This is a genomic window from Intestinibacter sp. (assembly GCF_034113885.1).
Lineage (GTDB): Bacteria > Bacillota > Clostridia > Peptostreptococcales > Peptostreptococcaceae > Intestinibacter.
This window is the reverse complement of the sequence record NZ_JAXEWM010000002.1, coordinates 1-16211: the sequence shown is the minus strand read 5'-3', so window position 1 is coordinate 16211 and position 16211 is coordinate 1. Positions and strand designations below refer to the sequence as shown.

General features: G+C 28.0%; 19 protein-coding genes. 13 read left to right on the top strand and 6 right to left on the bottom strand.

Going from position 1 to position 16211, the window contains the following annotated elements; genetic code table 11:
* The 5 genes from SPD90_RS00105 to SPD90_RS00085 form a co-directional block, all read left to right on the top strand.
* A partial coding sequence (locus SPD90_RS00105) for an FtsX-like permease family protein (RefSeq protein WP_320923938.1) occupies positions 1-609 on the top strand: 609 nt, incomplete at its 5' end.
* A gap of 158 nt (positions 610-767) precedes the next feature.
* A complete protein-coding gene (locus SPD90_RS00100) occupies positions 768-1478 on the top strand; it encodes a response regulator transcription factor (protein ID WP_320626258.1) in 711 nt (236 codons plus the stop codon).
* Positions 1462-2703, top strand: a complete 1242-nt coding sequence (locus SPD90_RS00095; protein WP_320923937.1) for a sensor histidine kinase — start codon at positions 1462-1464, stop codon at positions 2701-2703. The genes SPD90_RS00100 and SPD90_RS00095 overlap by 17 nt, the downstream gene beginning before the upstream one ends.
* A gap of 94 nt (positions 2704-2797) precedes the next feature.
* Positions 2798-3475: an ABC transporter ATP-binding protein gene (locus tag SPD90_RS00090; RefSeq protein ID WP_290686819.1), complete on the top strand. Its 678-nt coding sequence runs from the start codon at positions 2798-2800 to the stop codon at positions 3473-3475.
* A complete protein-coding gene (locus tag SPD90_RS00085) occupies positions 3476-6058 on the top strand; it encodes an ABC transporter permease (RefSeq protein WP_320923936.1) in 2583 nt (860 codons plus the stop codon).
* Positions 6059-6338: 280 nt separating this feature from the next.
* Here SPD90_RS00085 and SPD90_RS00080 read toward each other — a convergent pair whose 3' ends face one another.
* On the bottom strand, positions 6339-7451 hold the full coding sequence (locus tag SPD90_RS00080) for a tyrosine-type recombinase/integrase (protein ID WP_320626445.1): 1113 nt from the start codon (positions 7449-7451) through the stop codon (positions 6339-6341).
* Positions 7452-7761: 310 nt separating this feature from the next.
* On the opposite strand from SPD90_RS00080, the gene SPD90_RS00075 reads away from it, so the two are divergent.
* The 5 genes from SPD90_RS00075 (at position 7762) to SPD90_RS00055 (ending at position 10873) form a co-directional block, all read left to right on the top strand.
* Positions 7762-7962 (top strand): hypothetical protein, encoded by a 201-nt coding sequence (locus tag SPD90_RS00075; RefSeq protein ID WP_320626446.1) that lies wholly within the window; start codon positions 7762-7764, stop codon positions 7960-7962.
* A 71-nt stretch (positions 7963-8033) separates the two neighbouring features.
* The gene (locus SPD90_RS00070) at positions 8034-8579 is read left to right on the top strand and encodes a GNAT family N-acetyltransferase (RefSeq protein ID WP_320626447.1); all 546 of its coding nucleotides are present in this window, start codon (positions 8034-8036) and stop codon (positions 8577-8579) included.
* A gap of 173 nt (positions 8580-8752) precedes the next feature.
* On the top strand, positions 8753-9094 hold the full coding sequence (locus SPD90_RS00065) for a Fe-S cluster assembly protein HesB (RefSeq protein ID WP_320626448.1): 342 nt from the start codon (positions 8753-8755) through the stop codon (positions 9092-9094).
* Between the two features lie 136 nt (positions 9095-9230).
* Complete coding sequence (gene trmB / locus SPD90_RS00060) at positions 9231-9875, top strand: tRNA (guanosine(46)-N7)-methyltransferase TrmB (protein WP_320923935.1); 645 nt, start codon at positions 9231-9233, stop codon at positions 9873-9875.
* Positions 9876-9994: 119 nt separating this feature from the next.
* On the top strand, positions 9995-10873 hold the full coding sequence (locus SPD90_RS00055; RefSeq protein ID WP_320923934.1) for a hypothetical protein: 879 nt from the start codon (positions 9995-9997) through the stop codon (positions 10871-10873).
* 61 nt (positions 10874-10934) lie between these two features.
* Here SPD90_RS00055 and SPD90_RS00050 read toward each other — a convergent pair whose 3' ends face one another.
* A complete protein-coding gene (locus SPD90_RS00050) occupies positions 10935-11210 on the bottom strand; it encodes a hypothetical protein (protein ID WP_320923933.1) in 276 nt (91 codons plus the stop codon).
* Between the two features lie 167 nt (positions 11211-11377).
* Here SPD90_RS00050 and SPD90_RS00045 point away from each other — a divergent pair, with 167 nt between their 5' ends.
* Positions 11378-11866, top strand: a complete 489-nt coding sequence (locus SPD90_RS00045) for a hypothetical protein (protein ID WP_320923932.1) — start codon at positions 11378-11380, stop codon at positions 11864-11866.
* A 281-nt stretch (positions 11867-12147) separates the two neighbouring features.
* Complete coding sequence (locus SPD90_RS00040) at positions 12148-12408, top strand: stage V sporulation protein S (RefSeq protein ID WP_320923931.1); 261 nt, start codon at positions 12148-12150, stop codon at positions 12406-12408.
* Positions 12409-12522: 114 nt separating this feature from the next.
* Here SPD90_RS00040 and SPD90_RS00035 read toward each other — a convergent pair whose 3' ends face one another.
* Positions 12523-13713, bottom strand: coding sequence for a coenzyme F420-0:L-glutamate ligase (locus SPD90_RS00035; RefSeq protein ID WP_320923930.1), 1191 nt, complete (start codon positions 13711-13713; stop codon positions 12523-12525).
* A gap of 271 nt (positions 13714-13984) precedes the next feature.
* Here SPD90_RS00035 and SPD90_RS00030 point away from each other — a divergent pair, with 271 nt between their 5' ends.
* Positions 13985-14248, top strand: coding sequence for a hypothetical protein (locus tag SPD90_RS00030; protein WP_320923929.1), 264 nt, complete (start codon positions 13985-13987; stop codon positions 14246-14248).
* A gap of 136 nt (positions 14249-14384) precedes the next feature.
* Here SPD90_RS00030 and SPD90_RS00025 read toward each other — a convergent pair whose 3' ends face one another.
* From SPD90_RS00025 to SPD90_RS00015, 3 genes are all read right to left on the bottom strand, one after another.
* Positions 14385-14951, bottom strand: a complete 567-nt coding sequence (locus SPD90_RS00025; protein ID WP_320923928.1) for a hypothetical protein — start codon at positions 14949-14951, stop codon at positions 14385-14387.
* Between the two features lie 259 nt (positions 14952-15210).
* Entirely contained in the window at positions 15211-15720 is a 510-nt protein-coding gene (locus SPD90_RS00020; RefSeq protein WP_320923927.1) for a CbrC family protein, read from the bottom strand.
* Between the two features lie 192 nt (positions 15721-15912).
* Positions 15913-16211, bottom strand: a 299-nt coding sequence (locus tag SPD90_RS00015) for a hypothetical protein (RefSeq protein WP_320923926.1), incomplete at its 5' end; no start/stop codon positions are given.

The following is a 16211-nucleotide window of genomic DNA, read 5'->3' as shown; positions in this document are numbered from 1 at the left end:
ACGGCAGAAAGTATGAATAAATTTTATTCTTGCCTAGCAGTCGATATAGCCGGAAAAGCCGCAGATGGTCTACAAGAAAAATTAGATAATGTAAAAAGTTACTACAACGAAGACGGCGATTATCTAGGCAAAATCACTCTAGGATTTGGAACTGATCAGATAATAACTTGCACAGATATAGTATTGGTTCAGACAAATATGACAAAAGAGATGAAATTTATATTGAGCTCAGTTTCTTTTCCTTTTATATATATTGCATTAGTTTTCGTGTGTGTGGGATTGACTATTTTGGCGGTGCAACAAATCAGCGATTCTATAAAACATAAATATAGATATGAAGTCCTAAGCAAATTAGGGTTAAAAGAGAGAGAAATAGATAAAATAGTTTTCAAGCAGCTTTTAATATACTACTTACTTCCACTAATAGTCGCCGTAATTATCAGTTCTGTCCTGGCTTTATATATAAGCGATAAATTTATATACTATACAGGTGTACAGACATCTACGCCTTTTTACTACTTGGTTTCTGTTTTGCTTCTTTTCGTTGTCTATAGTATATATTTTATTTTGACTTATGTTGAATTTAAAAGAAATTTAAGAAAATCGTAGTTTTTTAGATTATAAAGACCTGAATTATAGGTCTTTTATTTTGTTAAAAGTTTACTATTTAGAAGTATTATTATAATATATAGATAAAAACTATTAAGTATATAACTATATATTTTTTAGTAAATATTAAAAATGAAGAGTTTAGAAAGGAAATTATTATGAGAAATATACTTATGGTAGAAGACGATAGCACGATTGCGTTTGCAGTAAAATACGCAGTTGAACAAGAGGGATTTAATTTGGAAATAGCCGAAAATCTAGAATCAGCTAGAAAAACGATATCAAAGGACGAATACGATTTAGTACTCTTAGATGTTATGCTTCCAGATGGGAATGGATACGATTTTTTAAAAGAAATAAAGAGAATAAATGAAGATCTTCCAGTTATATTTTTGACTGCATGCGATGAAGAGGTAAATATAGTAATGGGCTTAGACATAGGTGCGGATGATTATATAACTAAGCCTTTTAGAGTTAGAGAGCTGATTTCTAGAATAAATGCAGTTTTGAGAAGAAATGGAAAGCTTCAATCCGACAATAAAAAGGTCCTAAAATTCGGAGATTTATCGATACATACATTAGAAGCTAGAGTATTTAAAAATGGAGAGGAAGTGCTGCTTACTTCAGCAGAATACAAGCTTCTACTGATTTTAATTCAAAATGAAAACACAGTGCTAAGCAGAAATAAAATACTAGAAAAGCTCTGGGATGTAACCTATGATTTTATAAACGACAATACTCTTAGCGTATATATAAAGAGACTTCGCGAAAAAATAGAAGACGATTCATCTAAACCTAAATATATAATTACAGTCAGAGGTTTAGGCTATAAATGGAATGGAAGTGGTCAAAGTGACGATACTAAGTAATATCGAGGTCAAAAAATTTCTAAGAAATTACGCGTTTATATTTTTAGTAGCTCTAGTTTTATGTTTCTGTATAACTATTGCTAATTTAAATATTATAAAACATAAGGTAGTTGAAAATAACCAGGCTATATTAGGAGAGGTATTGACTGAGCATCCAGAATTAGAAGATGATATTGTAGATATAATAACTCAATCGAGAAGCAAAGAGAACATAAACTCTGGAGCTGAAATATTACAAAAATACAACTACGATAATAGTATTTCTATTTCAAATGAACCTATTATATCTGAGAGCTTAGGTAACATTTTTGCGTTAAATTTAGCTTTCGTTGTATTTACGTTCATAGCGTTTATAATTTTAGCATTTTTTTATTTTAGACAAATTTATAGAGATATAAAAGACATGACCGACTATGTATACCATAACTCTGAAGGTAGATACTACGACATGAAGGACAAAAATCAAGAGGGACAAATAGGACTTCTAAAGGTAGAACTTATGAAAATGACTACTATATTAAAAGAAAAAGTAAATCTCTTGCAAAATGAAAAAGTATTTTTAAACAATACAATTTCAGATATATCTCACCAACTTAAAACTCCTATGACATCGCTAATAATCTTAAATGATCTTATGTACGGAGACTTAGACAAAGAAAAAAGGATCGAGTTTTTAGATAAAACGAGCTCCCAGCTTTCTCGTATGGAATGGCTTATAAAAAGCATGCTAAAGCTTGCAAAGGTTGAAGCTAAAGTAATAGAATTCAAAACAGAAAAAGTAAACATAGATGAACTGATAAGAAAATCAATAAGCCCTATGATAATACCTATGGAATTAAAAAATATAAGTATTTCAATAGATGGTAAAGAAGATGCATCATATACAGGAGATATAGAATGGTCTACAGAGGCGACAACAAATATAATCAAAAACTGTGTAGAGCATACTCCAGACGACGGACAAATTGAAATAAGTTACGAGGAAAATCCGATATATTCAGAAATCGTTATAAAAGACAACGGAGAAGGAATAGACAAAAAAGATCTACCAAATATATTTAGAAGATTTTACAAAGGCAAAAACAGTAAAAGTGACAGTGTCGGAATCGGGCTTGCCATGGCAAAATCAATAGTAGAAAGCCAAAACGGAACTATATACGTAAAAAGTGAAAAAGGAGTCGGAAGCGAATTTCATATAATTTTCCATAAAACCTATAGTGACTAAATTGTAAGATTTGAATTCACCTTGTTGTAAGCTACAGACATTAAACTTAAAGTATAAAAATCATCAAAAACAAATTTATATGGAGGGTAAATATATGGAAATATTGAGAGTGGAAAACTTATCGAAAAGCTACGGCAAAGGAGAAGCTGAAGTAAAAGCACTTCAAAATGTAAATTTATCAATAAATAAGGGTGAATTTGTAGCAATAGTAGGACCTAGTGGAAGTGGCAAAAGTACATTACTTCATCTATTAGGTGGAGTGGATAAGCCGACTAGTGGGAATGTATTTATAAATGACGTAGATATATATACATTAAAGGAAAAAGACCTCGCAATATTTAGAAGAAGAAATGTAGGACTTATATACCAGTTTTACAATCTAATCCCAGTATTGACAGTCAAAGAAAACATAATGCTGCCGGCAGAACTCGACAATAGAAAAATAGATAGCGAGTATTATGAGGATTTAATAAAAACTCTAGGTTTAAAAGAAAGAGAAAATCATCTACCAAATCAGCTCAGTGGTGGGCAACAGCAAAGAACTTCAATCGGTAGAGCTTTAATAAACAGACCTACTATAGTCTTAGCCGATGAACCAACAGGTAACCTAGATAGCAAAAACTCAAAAGAGGTTGTAGAGCTTCTTAAAATTTCAGTAAAAAAATACAAACAAACCTTGATAGTTATAACTCACGACACAAACATAGCACTTCAAGCCGACAGAGTGATAACTATGGAGGATGGAATTATAAAAAGTGATGAGGTGATATAGATGAACTTATATACTTCATTGACTATAAGATATTTAAAAGAAAATAAAAGAAGAACTCTAGTTACTATAATAGGCATAATACTTTCAACTGCACTTATATGCGGCATAGGAAATATATGTATGAGTCTTTTAGATTACGAGATAAGGAGTGCGATTTCTAGCAATAGTGATTTTTATGCTAGTTTTTACGATTTAAATAAAAAAGACGCACTAGTTGTATCTAAATCTGCTGAAGTATCTAAATACGGTTATAATCAAGAGGTAGGATCTGCGTTGATAGACAAAGAAAAATCCTCTTTATTAGAAGTAAACTCATTTGACAAAAATACATTTGATAGCTATATGCTAACTGTAGAAGAAGGCGAATTTCCTAAAAATGAAAACGAAATAATTTTAAGTGAAAAAGCTATTAAAAATTTAAATAAAAAAATAGGTGAAACTATAAATTTAGAATTAGGTGAAACTGAATACGATGAAACTAGAACATTTTCAAAAATAGTAAATGTCGATAAAAAAAGCTACAAAATAGTCGGCATTATGAGTAATCCCGATTTTGAAGTATATAATTCATTCGCTATATGTGGATTTGATATAAATTCAAAATCGGATAAAGATAAATTCACAGTATCTATAGCTACAAAAAATCCTAAAAAAATATACGATACTACAATAAATATAGCAAAACAAATAAATCTAGCTCAAAGTAAAAATCCAAATGACGATAGCTATAATTACAATAATCAGACAAATATGTACTACAAAAATATAGATTTTAACGAGCATCTATTGAGACTTCTAGGAGCTAGTGCTAATGAAACTACAAATACAACTATAACATCTATAGTAATACTTGTAGCTTCACTTGTAATAATATCTACTATAGCTACTATATACAACTCATTTAGTATATCTATAAGTGAGCGTAAGAAACAATTTGGAATATTAAATTCCATAGGAGCAACAAAATCACAAGTTATGAAGTTCGTATTTTTAGAAGCGCTTTTAATAAGTATCATAGGAATACCAATAGGACTTCTATCTGGTACTGTGGCTATTGATATAGTATTTAAGATAATTGAAAGCTTCTTCAAAACTTCATTATTCGGTGAACTAGGTTTAAAAATAGTATTTAGTCCAGCAATGTTGATAGCAAGTACTTTAATAATACTAATAACTATTGCGATTTCTACAATACTTCCTGCTATAAATGCAGCCAAAACTTCACCACTTGAAGCTATTAAAAACAGCGCCAATCTAAAAGTCGGCAAAGTTAAAAAATCTAGATTAGTAAAATTGATATTTAAAACTGAAGGAGAACTTGCCTATAAAAATCTTAGAAGAAACAAAGGCAAGTTTAGAATTACACTTTTTTCTCTAGTGATAAGTATAGTCATTTTTATATCATTTAATGGCTTTATGGATATGTTCTTAAAGGCAAATAACGTATACTACGGTCAGATTACAAGTGATTTGACTTTATATGCTAATAGACCTACATCAGAGGAAAAAACTAAAGAACTTGTAGATGAAATAAGAAAAACTAAAGGTGTAAATGATGTCGCATCTGATTTTTCATACAATGTAATTCTATCTGTAGATCAAGATGATATAAATCAAAAGAATAAAGAGCTTATAGACAAGTCTTTTGAAAAGAAAGGAAGTAGCTATGAATTTACTTACAACAGCCTTCGTTTTCCTGGAGAGAGCAGCATCAAAAATATAAATCTAGTAGACGGAAGCTTCGACAAGGATAAAGCTGTAAAAGAAAACGGTGTGATATTAGTTAAAAATAGCTATGCAGAATCTTTAGGCAAAAAATCACATCTAACACTTACAAATTACAAGGTGGGCGATACATTAAAGGCTACTGTAGAAGCTTACGATAATAAAACAGGAGATTCAACCCAAAAAGATGTAGAGCTTAAAATAATGGCTATAACTGAAGATATAATTACAGGAAATAATCAATATAAAGATATGGGATACGATATAGTAGCATATGATGAATTGATTCAAAAATTAGATTTACCAAAGGACGAAAATCTTTACGATAATTTCAATATTTCGACTGATAAAAGCGAACAAGTCAGAGAAGAAATAAAGAAATTAGCAGAGGACTCAAATTTTAGTGTATACGACAAAGTAGAAGAAGCTAAACAAAACCAACAGACTATGGATGTCATGAAAATTTTCGTATATGGATTTGTAGTAGTCATATCTCTAGTCAGCGTAACTAATATAATAAATACAATCAGTACGAATATAAATCTTAGAAAAAGAGAATTTGCAGTCATCAAATCTATAGGTGTGACACCTAGTGGGTTTAATAAGATAATTTACTTAGAGAGCTTTTTATACGGTATATTGTCGCTTCTATATGGAGTTCCAATTGGAGTAGCTCTGAATGTATTGATGTGTAGGATTGTAGGAAATATGATTTCATTTGACGTTATGATCCCATATAAGTCTATATTTATATCAGTAGTTGGAATATTCGTTATAACTTTTATAGCTTCTTATATTCCTATGAAAAAAATAAACAAAGAAAATATTATGGACAATATAAGACAAGAAAGTATCTAAGAAATAATATAGGGAAGATGTAAAATATACTAAAAATTTATTTTGTATCTTCCCATTTTTAATTATATTTTGAGATAAAGTTACTTTAATATTATTATGTAAACTAAATATCCTTTTTATTAGTTGAAATTTATAAATAAGCATTTAAATCGATTTTAAAGATTTAAATTGTATTAATTAACTAATTATATTAAAAATAATTTATATATAGCTTAAAATCGATTTAAAAAGGTTTGATTTTTTTACTTATTTTTAATTAAGTTTACATAATAAAATTATTTTAACCTAAGTTAAAAAGACTCTTCGAAATTTTTTCTGAAGCTTCTTGATCCATTTCTTTAAGAGAGTGAGAGTAAATATTTAAAGTCGTATTTACATTAGAGTGACCGACTCTCTCAGAAATTACTTTTATAGGAACTTTTGCGTTTATTAGTAAAGTTACATGAGAATGTCTAAGATCATGGAATCTAATATGAGGTAGATTATTTTCTCTTAAAAATCTACTGAACTTTTTACTGAGCACATCTTCGGCAATAGGATTTTCATTTTTATCGAAAAACAAAAGGGTAGTGTTCTTTATTTTTCTTTGAAGTTTATCTTGAAGGTATTTTCTCTTGTACTCTTTAAGTAAATTCATGACTTCCTTTGGAGCCGAAATAATTCTTATAGATGTCTCTGTTTTTGGATCTTTTAAGATTACTTTTCCTTCATTTCTCACAGTTATTTTTTCAACTGTTACAGTGTTGTCTTCGAAATTTATATTATCCCAAGTAAGACCTAAAATCTCAGATATACGAAGACCTAACCCAGCTGCTAAATTTATAGGGAGCTCTAAGTCCGTATTTTTACATGCTTTTAGTAATTTCAACATATCTTTTTGGTCGTATATCTTGTTGTTGTACTTTTTGTTTTTAGGAATTTCTACACAGTCTACAAAGTTTTCTTTTATTAGTTTTAATTTATAAGCTCTTTTTAAGGCTAGATTTAAAATATTTACATGTATCTTTATAGTCTGAGGACTTAAAATTCCTAGTAAGTCATCTACATAATTTTGCAGATGTATCGGTCTCAAATCGATTAATTTTATATCTCCTAACATAGGAATTATATATTTTTTGCATATTCTCAGATAGCAGTTATATGTCGTGATAGATAGATTTATCTTGTATTTTTCTAAAAAATCTAGTATATAACTTTCTACTGTAATTTTATTAGGCAGCAACAACTCTTCGTTGTAGATTTCTTCTTTTAATTCGTTAAGTCTCTTTGAGGCATCTCTTTTTAGAGGGTATGATCCCATGTTTTTTTGCTTCTTTTTTCCAGTTGTCTCGTCAGTATATTCTAAATAAACTATGTAGTTTTTACTTCTTTTTCTTATAAATGCATAACTCATTTTTATCCTCCCAAATTATTTTCCAAAAATTATTTACTTAAATTCAAATAAATTTTTCAAAAAAAGTTCTTTATTAATAAATATTTTATCATAAAAACTCCTAAAAAAATAGATAAAAATACTGACATTTTACTGACATAAGCTATTTTTATATCTATAAAAATATTGAAATTAAGCTATTTTATTCAAACTGGCATAAAAGTATATATTTTATGTCTAATCAAATGAAATAACTCTGTACATTTTAATTTAACAATTTATGTTATAATCTTTATGACAGTACAAATTCAAAGGGGAGGTTGAATAATAAATGGTTTTTGATCAATATTTAGGAAAAACTGTAAGAGTAGAATTAGGTGAAGGAAAAGCAATAGCTGGTTTATGCTCAAAAGTAACAAAGGCTTCTGAAAGTCCTACAAAACAAAATACTATATCTATAACTATAATGGATACTATGGATATAGAAATACTAGAAAGCGAAGTCAAGAAAATCGAAATATTTACTTGGTAGTTTTTAACTACATGCTCTAAATTTTCATAGATTATAATTATAAAATTATATTTTATAAAAGGAGAAAGACTATGAAAATCTTAGAGACTGAAAACTGTATTTTAAGACCTGTTACGTTAGATGATTATGTGGATTTATACGAATACTATAAAATACCAGATGTCGTAAAATTTTTACCTATAAAGAAACACAAATCTTATTCAGATACAAAGAGGTTTATAAAATCCTTCTTTATAAGCAATTACGAAAAGGGTAAAATAGGTCATTACGCAATCGTATCGAAAAAAAACAACAAAGTCATAGGTAATGTAGGTTTTAACAATATATCTAAAAGCACCAAGAATGCAGAAATAGGTATATGTATAAACCCAAAATACTGGGGCAATAATATATCTGTAGAGCTAGTAGAAGCTTTGATAGAATACGGCTTTAAAGAGCTAGATTTAGAATCTATATACGCCATGACTTATGAAGATAATATATACGCAAAAAATGTTTTAAATAAGCTAAATTTTAAACACGAAAGAGATTTCAATAAAAAATTTATAAATACAGGTAATAAAGCTATAAAATGTAGCAAATACACATTATACAAAAAAGATTATATAAGTCTATAATTAAAAATATCTAAAATAAGTATTTTCTTATTTCAGAAATCAATTATTTATTGTATACTTATATATGTAATAAGAAAATCTTTATTTAAATATATATAAGGTAGATTTTCTTGAAACACATGTACGGAAATATAATTTCCTATGCGTTATAAATAAAGAAAGGGAATGATCAAATGAAGGTTCAAGCACCACAAAGTGCAATTAATGTTTTAAAAGAAATATTAGCAAACAATCAAGATAAACCACAAAACGTAAGAGTTTACTTCGCAGGCTTTGCTTGCTCAGGAGCAATATTCTCACTTGCTTTAGATGTTGAATATCCAGATGAAGATACATCTTATGACTTAGATGGAGTACATTTCATAATGAACGACAATGAATACTTAACTTATGGTAATGTTACAATATCTGAAATTCCACCAAAAGGATTCGTTGTTTCAGTAGAACGTCCACCTGAAAAAGGAGATTACTCTGAATGTGGAGGAAGCTGCTGCGACGGTTGTAGTGGATGCTAATTTTAAAAATTAATTGTTAAAATCAATTGTAAATAAAAGCTCGCTATTTCGGTGGGCTTTTATTTTTTTAAGACTTTTTTCAAGCTTAAAATTATGATAAAATTAATAACCGTAAAATATAATTAGGAGGAAGGCATTGAGAAGAAGAAGAAAAAAAGGCGCTGATATAAAATTACTAAGTTATACAGATTACGTCATAAGAGATAATATAGAAGATTTAAAAGGCAAATGGAGCGAAAGATTCCAAAACGACAATCCTATACATGTAGAGTTTGGGACAGGAAGAGGTAAATTCATAACAACCTTAGCACAAAAGAACCCAGATACAAACTATATAGCTATGGAAATCAAAGAAGAAGTGCTTCTAAAGGCTGTAGAAAAAGCATCTGAAAACAATTTGAAAAATATAGTATTTCTATGGGCAGATGTATCAAACATACTAGAGTACTTCGGTGAAGGAGAAATATCTAGAATATACATCAACTTCTGCGATCCATGGCCTAAGAAGAGATGGGCAAAAAGAAGATTACTTCATAGAAATTTCTTAGAAAAATACGCAAAAATACTAAAAGAAAGAGGAGAAATACATTTCAAAACAGACAACGTTGGCTTATTTGAATTTTCTCTAAATGAAGTAGCTGATTGCGATTGGAAATTAAAAAATATATCATTAGATCTAGCAAACAACGAAGACTTCGAAAACGTGACTACTGAATACGAAGATAAATTCATGTCACAAAATATAAAAATACATCGTCTAGAAGCTGTAAAACCTCTATAATAATTGAAATATATATAAATTAGTAGAAATTATTGTTACGAAAGTGTTTATAAATTACAAGGATTGTAAATAATATCATAGAACCTATTTATTATATTCAAATCGGAGGGAGGTGACTGTTGCAATATACATTATTGCCAACAGCGAAAATGAAATATATTAAATTTTGTTCTATAGTACTTATGATTGCCTCATTGACTACCATCAGTAGCAATGAGACAATTCCTTGTTTTTCAGACACAATACCACAAGCAGAAGATACAGATAAAAAGACTCTAATATATACAACAAATAAAAGCTCATATACACAATTTAAAAGCGACTTTCCAGAGGACAAACCTCTATCTGAAAGCGACCTCAAAGCCATATTCCCAGATGCTAATTTCAGAGATGTAATCACTAGAAATTTCAAAAATCAAGAGATCACATTAGATAAAATAGCAGATTTATCAGGTGAGTTTTACGCTACAGGAGAAAACATAGAGAGTCTAGAAGGTATATCTTACCTAAAGGGTATAAAAGATTTTGTATTTTGGAATAACAATATAAAAACCATACCAGCAGAGATACTTAGATTAAAAAATATAAAATCCATAAATTTAGCCAATAACTACATAACAGACAACAGCATAATAAATAAATTAATAGATAAAAAAGTAGACGTAAACTGCGATTTAAACTTCATAAAGAACAAATCAAACCAATACAAGCTATCATCATACTACAAAAATTTAACCTTAAATAGAGGAGAGGAGTTATCAATAAACAAGCTTCTATACAAGGATATAAAAAGCTACGATAACTATTGGGAGCCTACAAAGGAAATCTCTAAAAACATAAAATACATGGTATCGATAGACGACAATAAAATAATCACCCTAGAAGAAAACTTCAAGCTAAAGGCAGCTTCTAAGGGCAATTGCAGAGTAAAAATATCGCTAGACGATAACTTCTACAAAAAATCCACAGTAACCGTAAATATAAAAGTAAAAGATTAACACAAGATAAAAGAGACTAAATACAAATCGTAAATAGTCTCTTTTAATATGTAAGTCTTTATTATTTTCTGAGTAAATTTCTGCCTCTAGTAAGTAATAACCCTATACATACCACTACACAATAAAAAACATACAAAAACACCCTCATATTATCGGCTTCAAATCCCAATACCTCTTTTGCATCTCTCGGTATTACTATTATAAGTGAAGAAATTAGCAGCAATAGAGGATTTATTAATATCTGTCTCTCAGATGTAAGTAGTAAAATATTCCCTATCCAAGTTATAGATAGAAAAAGAAATACTATCCTAAAAATAAATTCAAAATTATCAAACATAATTTCATCCTTTCAAATAATATTCTAACATATGCAGATTATCTTAATATTTTAATTTCTATTAAATTATATAACTTTTTTGATAAAATATAAATATTTTTCATATAAATTTAGTATATACTACTATTTTTAAGTGTATATGAATAAAAGACTAAGGGGGAATTTATATGTATGCACAAGCTTTAGGAGCTCTGTTAGGACTTATAGCATGCTTATATGGGTACGTACATGGAGACATACTATTAATAGGAAAAGCACCTTTTGAAATAACATCTGCATTAGAATTATTTTGTGGGTATACGCTATATCCACTTTGCATATTGATCTTTTTACTTTCTATAATCCTTCATTTACTCAAATACCAAGAAAACACCCAATCAATCAAAAGCATAAATAAATTTTTGACACATATAACAGTAGTAATTGGACTATTAGGTTGCAAATACTATTTCATAGTACCAGGACTTTTAATTTTATACAAATTTTATATGCCAGTCTTATTTGAAAATGATTATAAAAATAGAGAAGAGCAGCTTAAAAAACAATCAGAAGCTCAAAGCCTATTAAATAAAAACTTTTCAAAGCACACAATAGTAAAGCTTCTAGATATCTCCTATGAGGAACTAGAAAAAATCGAATTACAGATGAAATTTTAATTATTATAGAGTATAGATTGTATATTGCTTTAATCAAAACTTATTTTTGACATTTAATTTATTATTTTTTTGTAGATTTTCAAATAAATAAAATTGAAATTTAATTGAATTAAGTTGATAACGTTTTAATTGTAAAATAAAATAACAAATTAAATATATTTGTTGATTTAAATTATGTTTATTTTAAAGGAATTTAAATTAATCCTATAGAATTATATATTAAATTAAAATTTAATTTAGTACTTAAGAACTAATTAAAATACTTTGAGGAGGATACTAAAATGGAAGTATTAAAAGTTTCATCAAAATCTAATCCTAATTCTGTAGCTGGAGCTTTAGCAGGAGTACTAAGGGAAAAGGGAAATGCTGAAATACAAGCAATAGGAGCTGGAGCTTTAAACCAAGCTATAAAGGCTATAGCTATTGCAAGAGGTTTTGTAGCACCTAGTGGCATGGACTTAGTATGTGTTCCAGCGTTTACTGACATTGATATAGATGGGGATCAAAAAACTGCTATAAAATTAATTATAGAACCTAGATAGATTTGTGTACTATTAAACTTAAAACGCTACATAAGAGAAGCAACCTAATTTTTAGGTTGCTTCTTCTGTTAAAACTAAAAGAATAATTTTTACAAATAATTCTAATTTTGGTTATTATTTTGTATAATTATCGAAATAACCTTGAATGAATATAATAGGTGTTCCTTTATCTCCACTTCCTGAAGTCAAGTCAGATAATGATCCTATAAGGTCAGTAAGTCTTCTTGGAGTAGTACCTTGTGATGCCATATTTCCAACTAAATCTGCTTCCTTATTTTTAATATATTCTGATATTGCATTTTTAAGCTCTTCACCTTTTAAATCAGCAAAATCATTATCAGCAAGGTATTTTAATTTTATTTCATTTGGAGTCCCCTCTAATCCTTTTGTATATGCTGGTGAAACAACTGGGTCAGCAAGCTCCCATATTTTACCGACTGGATCCTTGAAAGCACCGTCTCCATAAACCATAACTTCAACAGTTTTTCCTGTTTTTTCTTTAAGCATAGCCTGTATATTATCAACGACAGGTTGACAATCACGCGGGAAAAGCTTAACAGTTTCTTCTGTTGATTTGTTTGAACCTAATAATCCATAAGCTTCATTAAATCCGCTTCCATCAATAGATTCACATAATATATCGTCAAGGCTGTATACTTTTTCAGCACCATTTGCTTTTAGAATTTTTTTAGTTCTAAATCTTGAATGGATATCACAAGCAAGAACGCTCTTTGTATAGTCTAATATAGTTTTAGGGTTATTTGAGAATATTACTTCACACTCAACACCGTATTCTTCAACTAAAGATTTATAATAATCAATGTAATCAACGCCTGTAAACGTATGCTTCTTATATCCAAATAGATTGCGGAATTCTTGTTCTGTTAAAACGTCTGTCCAAGGATTAACTCCTTTTTCATCCAACATATCCAAATCAACTAGATGATTTCCAACCTCATCAGATGGATAGCTTAGCATCAATACTATTTTTTTAGCTCCCTTTGCTATACCACGAAGGCATATTGCAAAACGGTTACGACTTAATATAGGGAAGATCACACCTATAGTATCATCACCGAATTTAGAATTAACATCTTTAGCTATAGTATCTATAGAAGCATAATTTCCTTGAGCACGTGCAACTACTGATTCAGTTACAGTAACTACATCCTTATCATTTATAGTAAAGCCTTCAATTTCTGCAGCTTTAAGTACGCTTTCTACAACTATATCTTCGATTTTATCGCCTTCTTTTATGATTGGACAACGAAGCCCTCTAACAACTGTACCAACAACTCTTTCCAATATTATCTCTCCTAACAAATTAATTTTAATTTTAAATATTCTTACTATTGTATTATACAATAAAAATAATATAAGTAAAATAAATAACATAGTAAAAGAGTAATATTTTTTTATGAGTATTTGATATAATAAAATAAATATTATTATTGATGAAAAGTTCGAAGAAATAGAAGAAGCTTATACCAGTTTAGTAAATAGATTAAAAGATTTGAAAAGCTCTTAACCTTCAAATGAAATATTTGGTAAAAATAATTAATAAGGAGAAAGAATTATGGATAATACAATAGATGTATCAGTTTTTGAAAATATTTATGGAACAAATCAATTCTGGATAGGGAGAATAGGAGGTGAAGAATATGAATCGTTTTATCTTATAGTTCAAGATCAAAGAGCTGTTTCTAATACAATTGCCATTGAGATAACTAAGAAGGATATGTTAAAAATTTTAGATTCTAATGGAGATTTAAAAGTTGTAGATGCTATTTCAAGAGATTTGAGTAATGGGTATTTGTATGTTACAAATCAAAAAAAATAAAAGCATAAAAAATAGATTAAAAAATAATTTTTAGCTAAAAATGTAAAATGACAAGAAAGTATCGCTATAAAATCTTTGTAGTACTAACTATTCCCTAAATCCACATTTAGAGACTAGTTAGATTTTACAAAAATGACTACTCTTTTTGAAAAAATAAACTTTCAATATTTAAAACTTCACTTAATTTATAAATCGCAAAATCTCCTATTTCAAAATAATTTTCTGGATATTTCTTAACCAATATCTTTCTTAGTTTTATATATTCCACTAATTTTTTTTCATTATCAAATAATCCAAATTCATTTAATTCGATATTTTTAAATTCATTAATTCTTTTTGAAACTATATCATTATTTACACAAGAATAGTATGAACCACCTTGATATGCATAATCATATCCCATAAATTTAAGATGTAATTTTTTATAATCTTTAAAAAATGGATACTTTCTTGTTGTTTCACAAAATAGAATTTTATATTTTATGTCTTTTACTTTACATTGTTCAATATATTTTTTTATAAAAAACATATCATTGGAACAATCAATATATCTTAAATCAAAATATGATTTTTGAATATTTTTGTCAAAATAATTTTTTAAATTTTTATCTTTAAAATTTAACGGCCAATTAAAACCTTCTATTCCTTTATAACCATCTATATAACTAATTTTTTCTTGAATAACTATACCATTTTTAAACAAATTTAACATAATTAAAATCCTTCCTTATTTATTCTTATTAAATATAATTATTTACATAACATACCCTACCCTTTTACTATACTTGTCTTCAATAATTTGTTACTGGAGATTATTTAAACTTCAACCATTTAGATGCAATAATACGTGATACAAATCCAAATAAGGAATCTCTCGTTAAATTTTTTACTATATTTATTTATTTAAAGTCAGATAGATGTTTTTCTATCTGACTTTATTGCTTATTGGTACTTTCTGCCATTTATTCAATTTCTATATGTAATCTATACTTATCGCAATGAAGGCATTTAAATAAATAACCTGCCATATCACTTTCTCCATCTAATGCTTCTTTAACTTCTTCTGGATCGTATTCTTCTAATTCATCTAATACATATTCTATTCCCATGTTTTGTATTTCTTCCCAAGTCACTTCTCCCATAAAAGCACAGTAATCATCACAATGTGCCAACCAATAAGCTTCTTGCTCTGCAGTATAAGATGGTGTTTTATATATTAATTCTTCTAATTTTTCTTCATCCTCTATTTCATCCACACATGCATCATCTATAAATTGTCCTTCAAGTTCTTCTGCTGCCCTTCCAGATGCAATACATTTAGGACAAAGTACTTCTATTTCCTCTTCTGAATAAAAAGGTCCTTCATAATATATGTCTGTTTCTTCTCCACAGCAATCACAAATTTGAGTATCTCCAGTTGTAAAAACTTCTTTTATTGCATTTGGAAAATATTTAAATTTTAATTCTTTCATAACTACATCTCCTTATTTTTTATTGTTCTAACACCATACCATATGAATTTTCATTACAAATAAATTTAAAAAATCCATATTGTCCTTTAAAAAATCGTATTTTGAAAGATCTGTAATTTTATATTCTATTTTAAACATACTATACATCTCCCAAAAATCTAACATAAATATATACATCAATAAGACTTTATATTAATATAAATCTATTCTACTGCAAGTAAATTCTATAAATTCCTTTTCTTTAATATCAACTGGTATTTCATTATCTAATTCTAATTTAAAATCATTTATTTTTATTATTTTTCGTTTTAAATTTATTATTTTGCCAACTAAATAATAACCCAAATCATTATTATTTTTTTCTATTACAAATTGTTTTATATTAGACCTCTTTATATTATCAACATTAAAAGTATATAAACAATCTATTTTATCATTTATGTAATATTCACATGGTTGAGAAAAACAATTTAAACTAAAATTTTTATTAT

Bases quoted from the DNA above. Each gene is read 5' to 3' on its own strand.
- SPD90_RS00100 (WP_320626258.1), top strand. From the start codon at position 768: ATGAGAAATATACTTATGGTAGAAGACGATAGCACGATTGCGTTTGCA.
- SPD90_RS00090 (WP_290686819.1), top strand. From the start codon at position 2,798: ATGGAAATATTGAGAGTGGAAAACTTATCGAAAAGCTACGGCAAAGGA.
- SPD90_RS00085 (WP_320923936.1), top strand. From the start codon at position 3,476: ATGAACTTATATACTTCATTGACTATAAGATATTTAAAAGAAAATAAA.
- SPD90_RS00080 (WP_320626445.1), bottom strand. From the start codon at position 7,451: ATGAGTTATGCATTTATAAGAAAAAGAAGTAAAAACTACATAGTTTAT.
- SPD90_RS00075 (WP_320626446.1), top strand. From the start codon at position 7,762: ATGGTTTTTGATCAATATTTAGGAAAAACTGTAAGAGTAGAATTAGGT.
- SPD90_RS00070 (WP_320626447.1), top strand. From the start codon at position 8,034: ATGAAAATCTTAGAGACTGAAAACTGTATTTTAAGACCTGTTACGTTA.
- SPD90_RS00065 (WP_320626448.1), top strand. From the start codon at position 8,753: ATGAAGGTTCAAGCACCACAAAGTGCAATTAATGTTTTAAAAGAAATA.
- SPD90_RS00050 (WP_320923933.1), bottom strand. From the start codon at position 11,210: ATGTTTGATAATTTTGAATTTATTTTTAGGATAGTATTTCTTTTTCTA.
- SPD90_RS00045 (WP_320923932.1), top strand. From the start codon at position 11,378: ATGTATGCACAAGCTTTAGGAGCTCTGTTAGGACTTATAGCATGCTTA.
- SPD90_RS00040 (WP_320923931.1), top strand. From the start codon at position 12,148: ATGGAAGTATTAAAAGTTTCATCAAAATCTAATCCTAATTCTGTAGCT.
- SPD90_RS00030 (WP_320923929.1), top strand. From the start codon at position 13,985: ATGGATAATACAATAGATGTATCAGTTTTTGAAAATATTTATGGAACA.
- SPD90_RS00020 (WP_320923927.1), bottom strand. From the start codon at position 15,720: ATGAAAGAATTAAAATTTAAATATTTTCCAAATGCAATAAAAGAAGTT.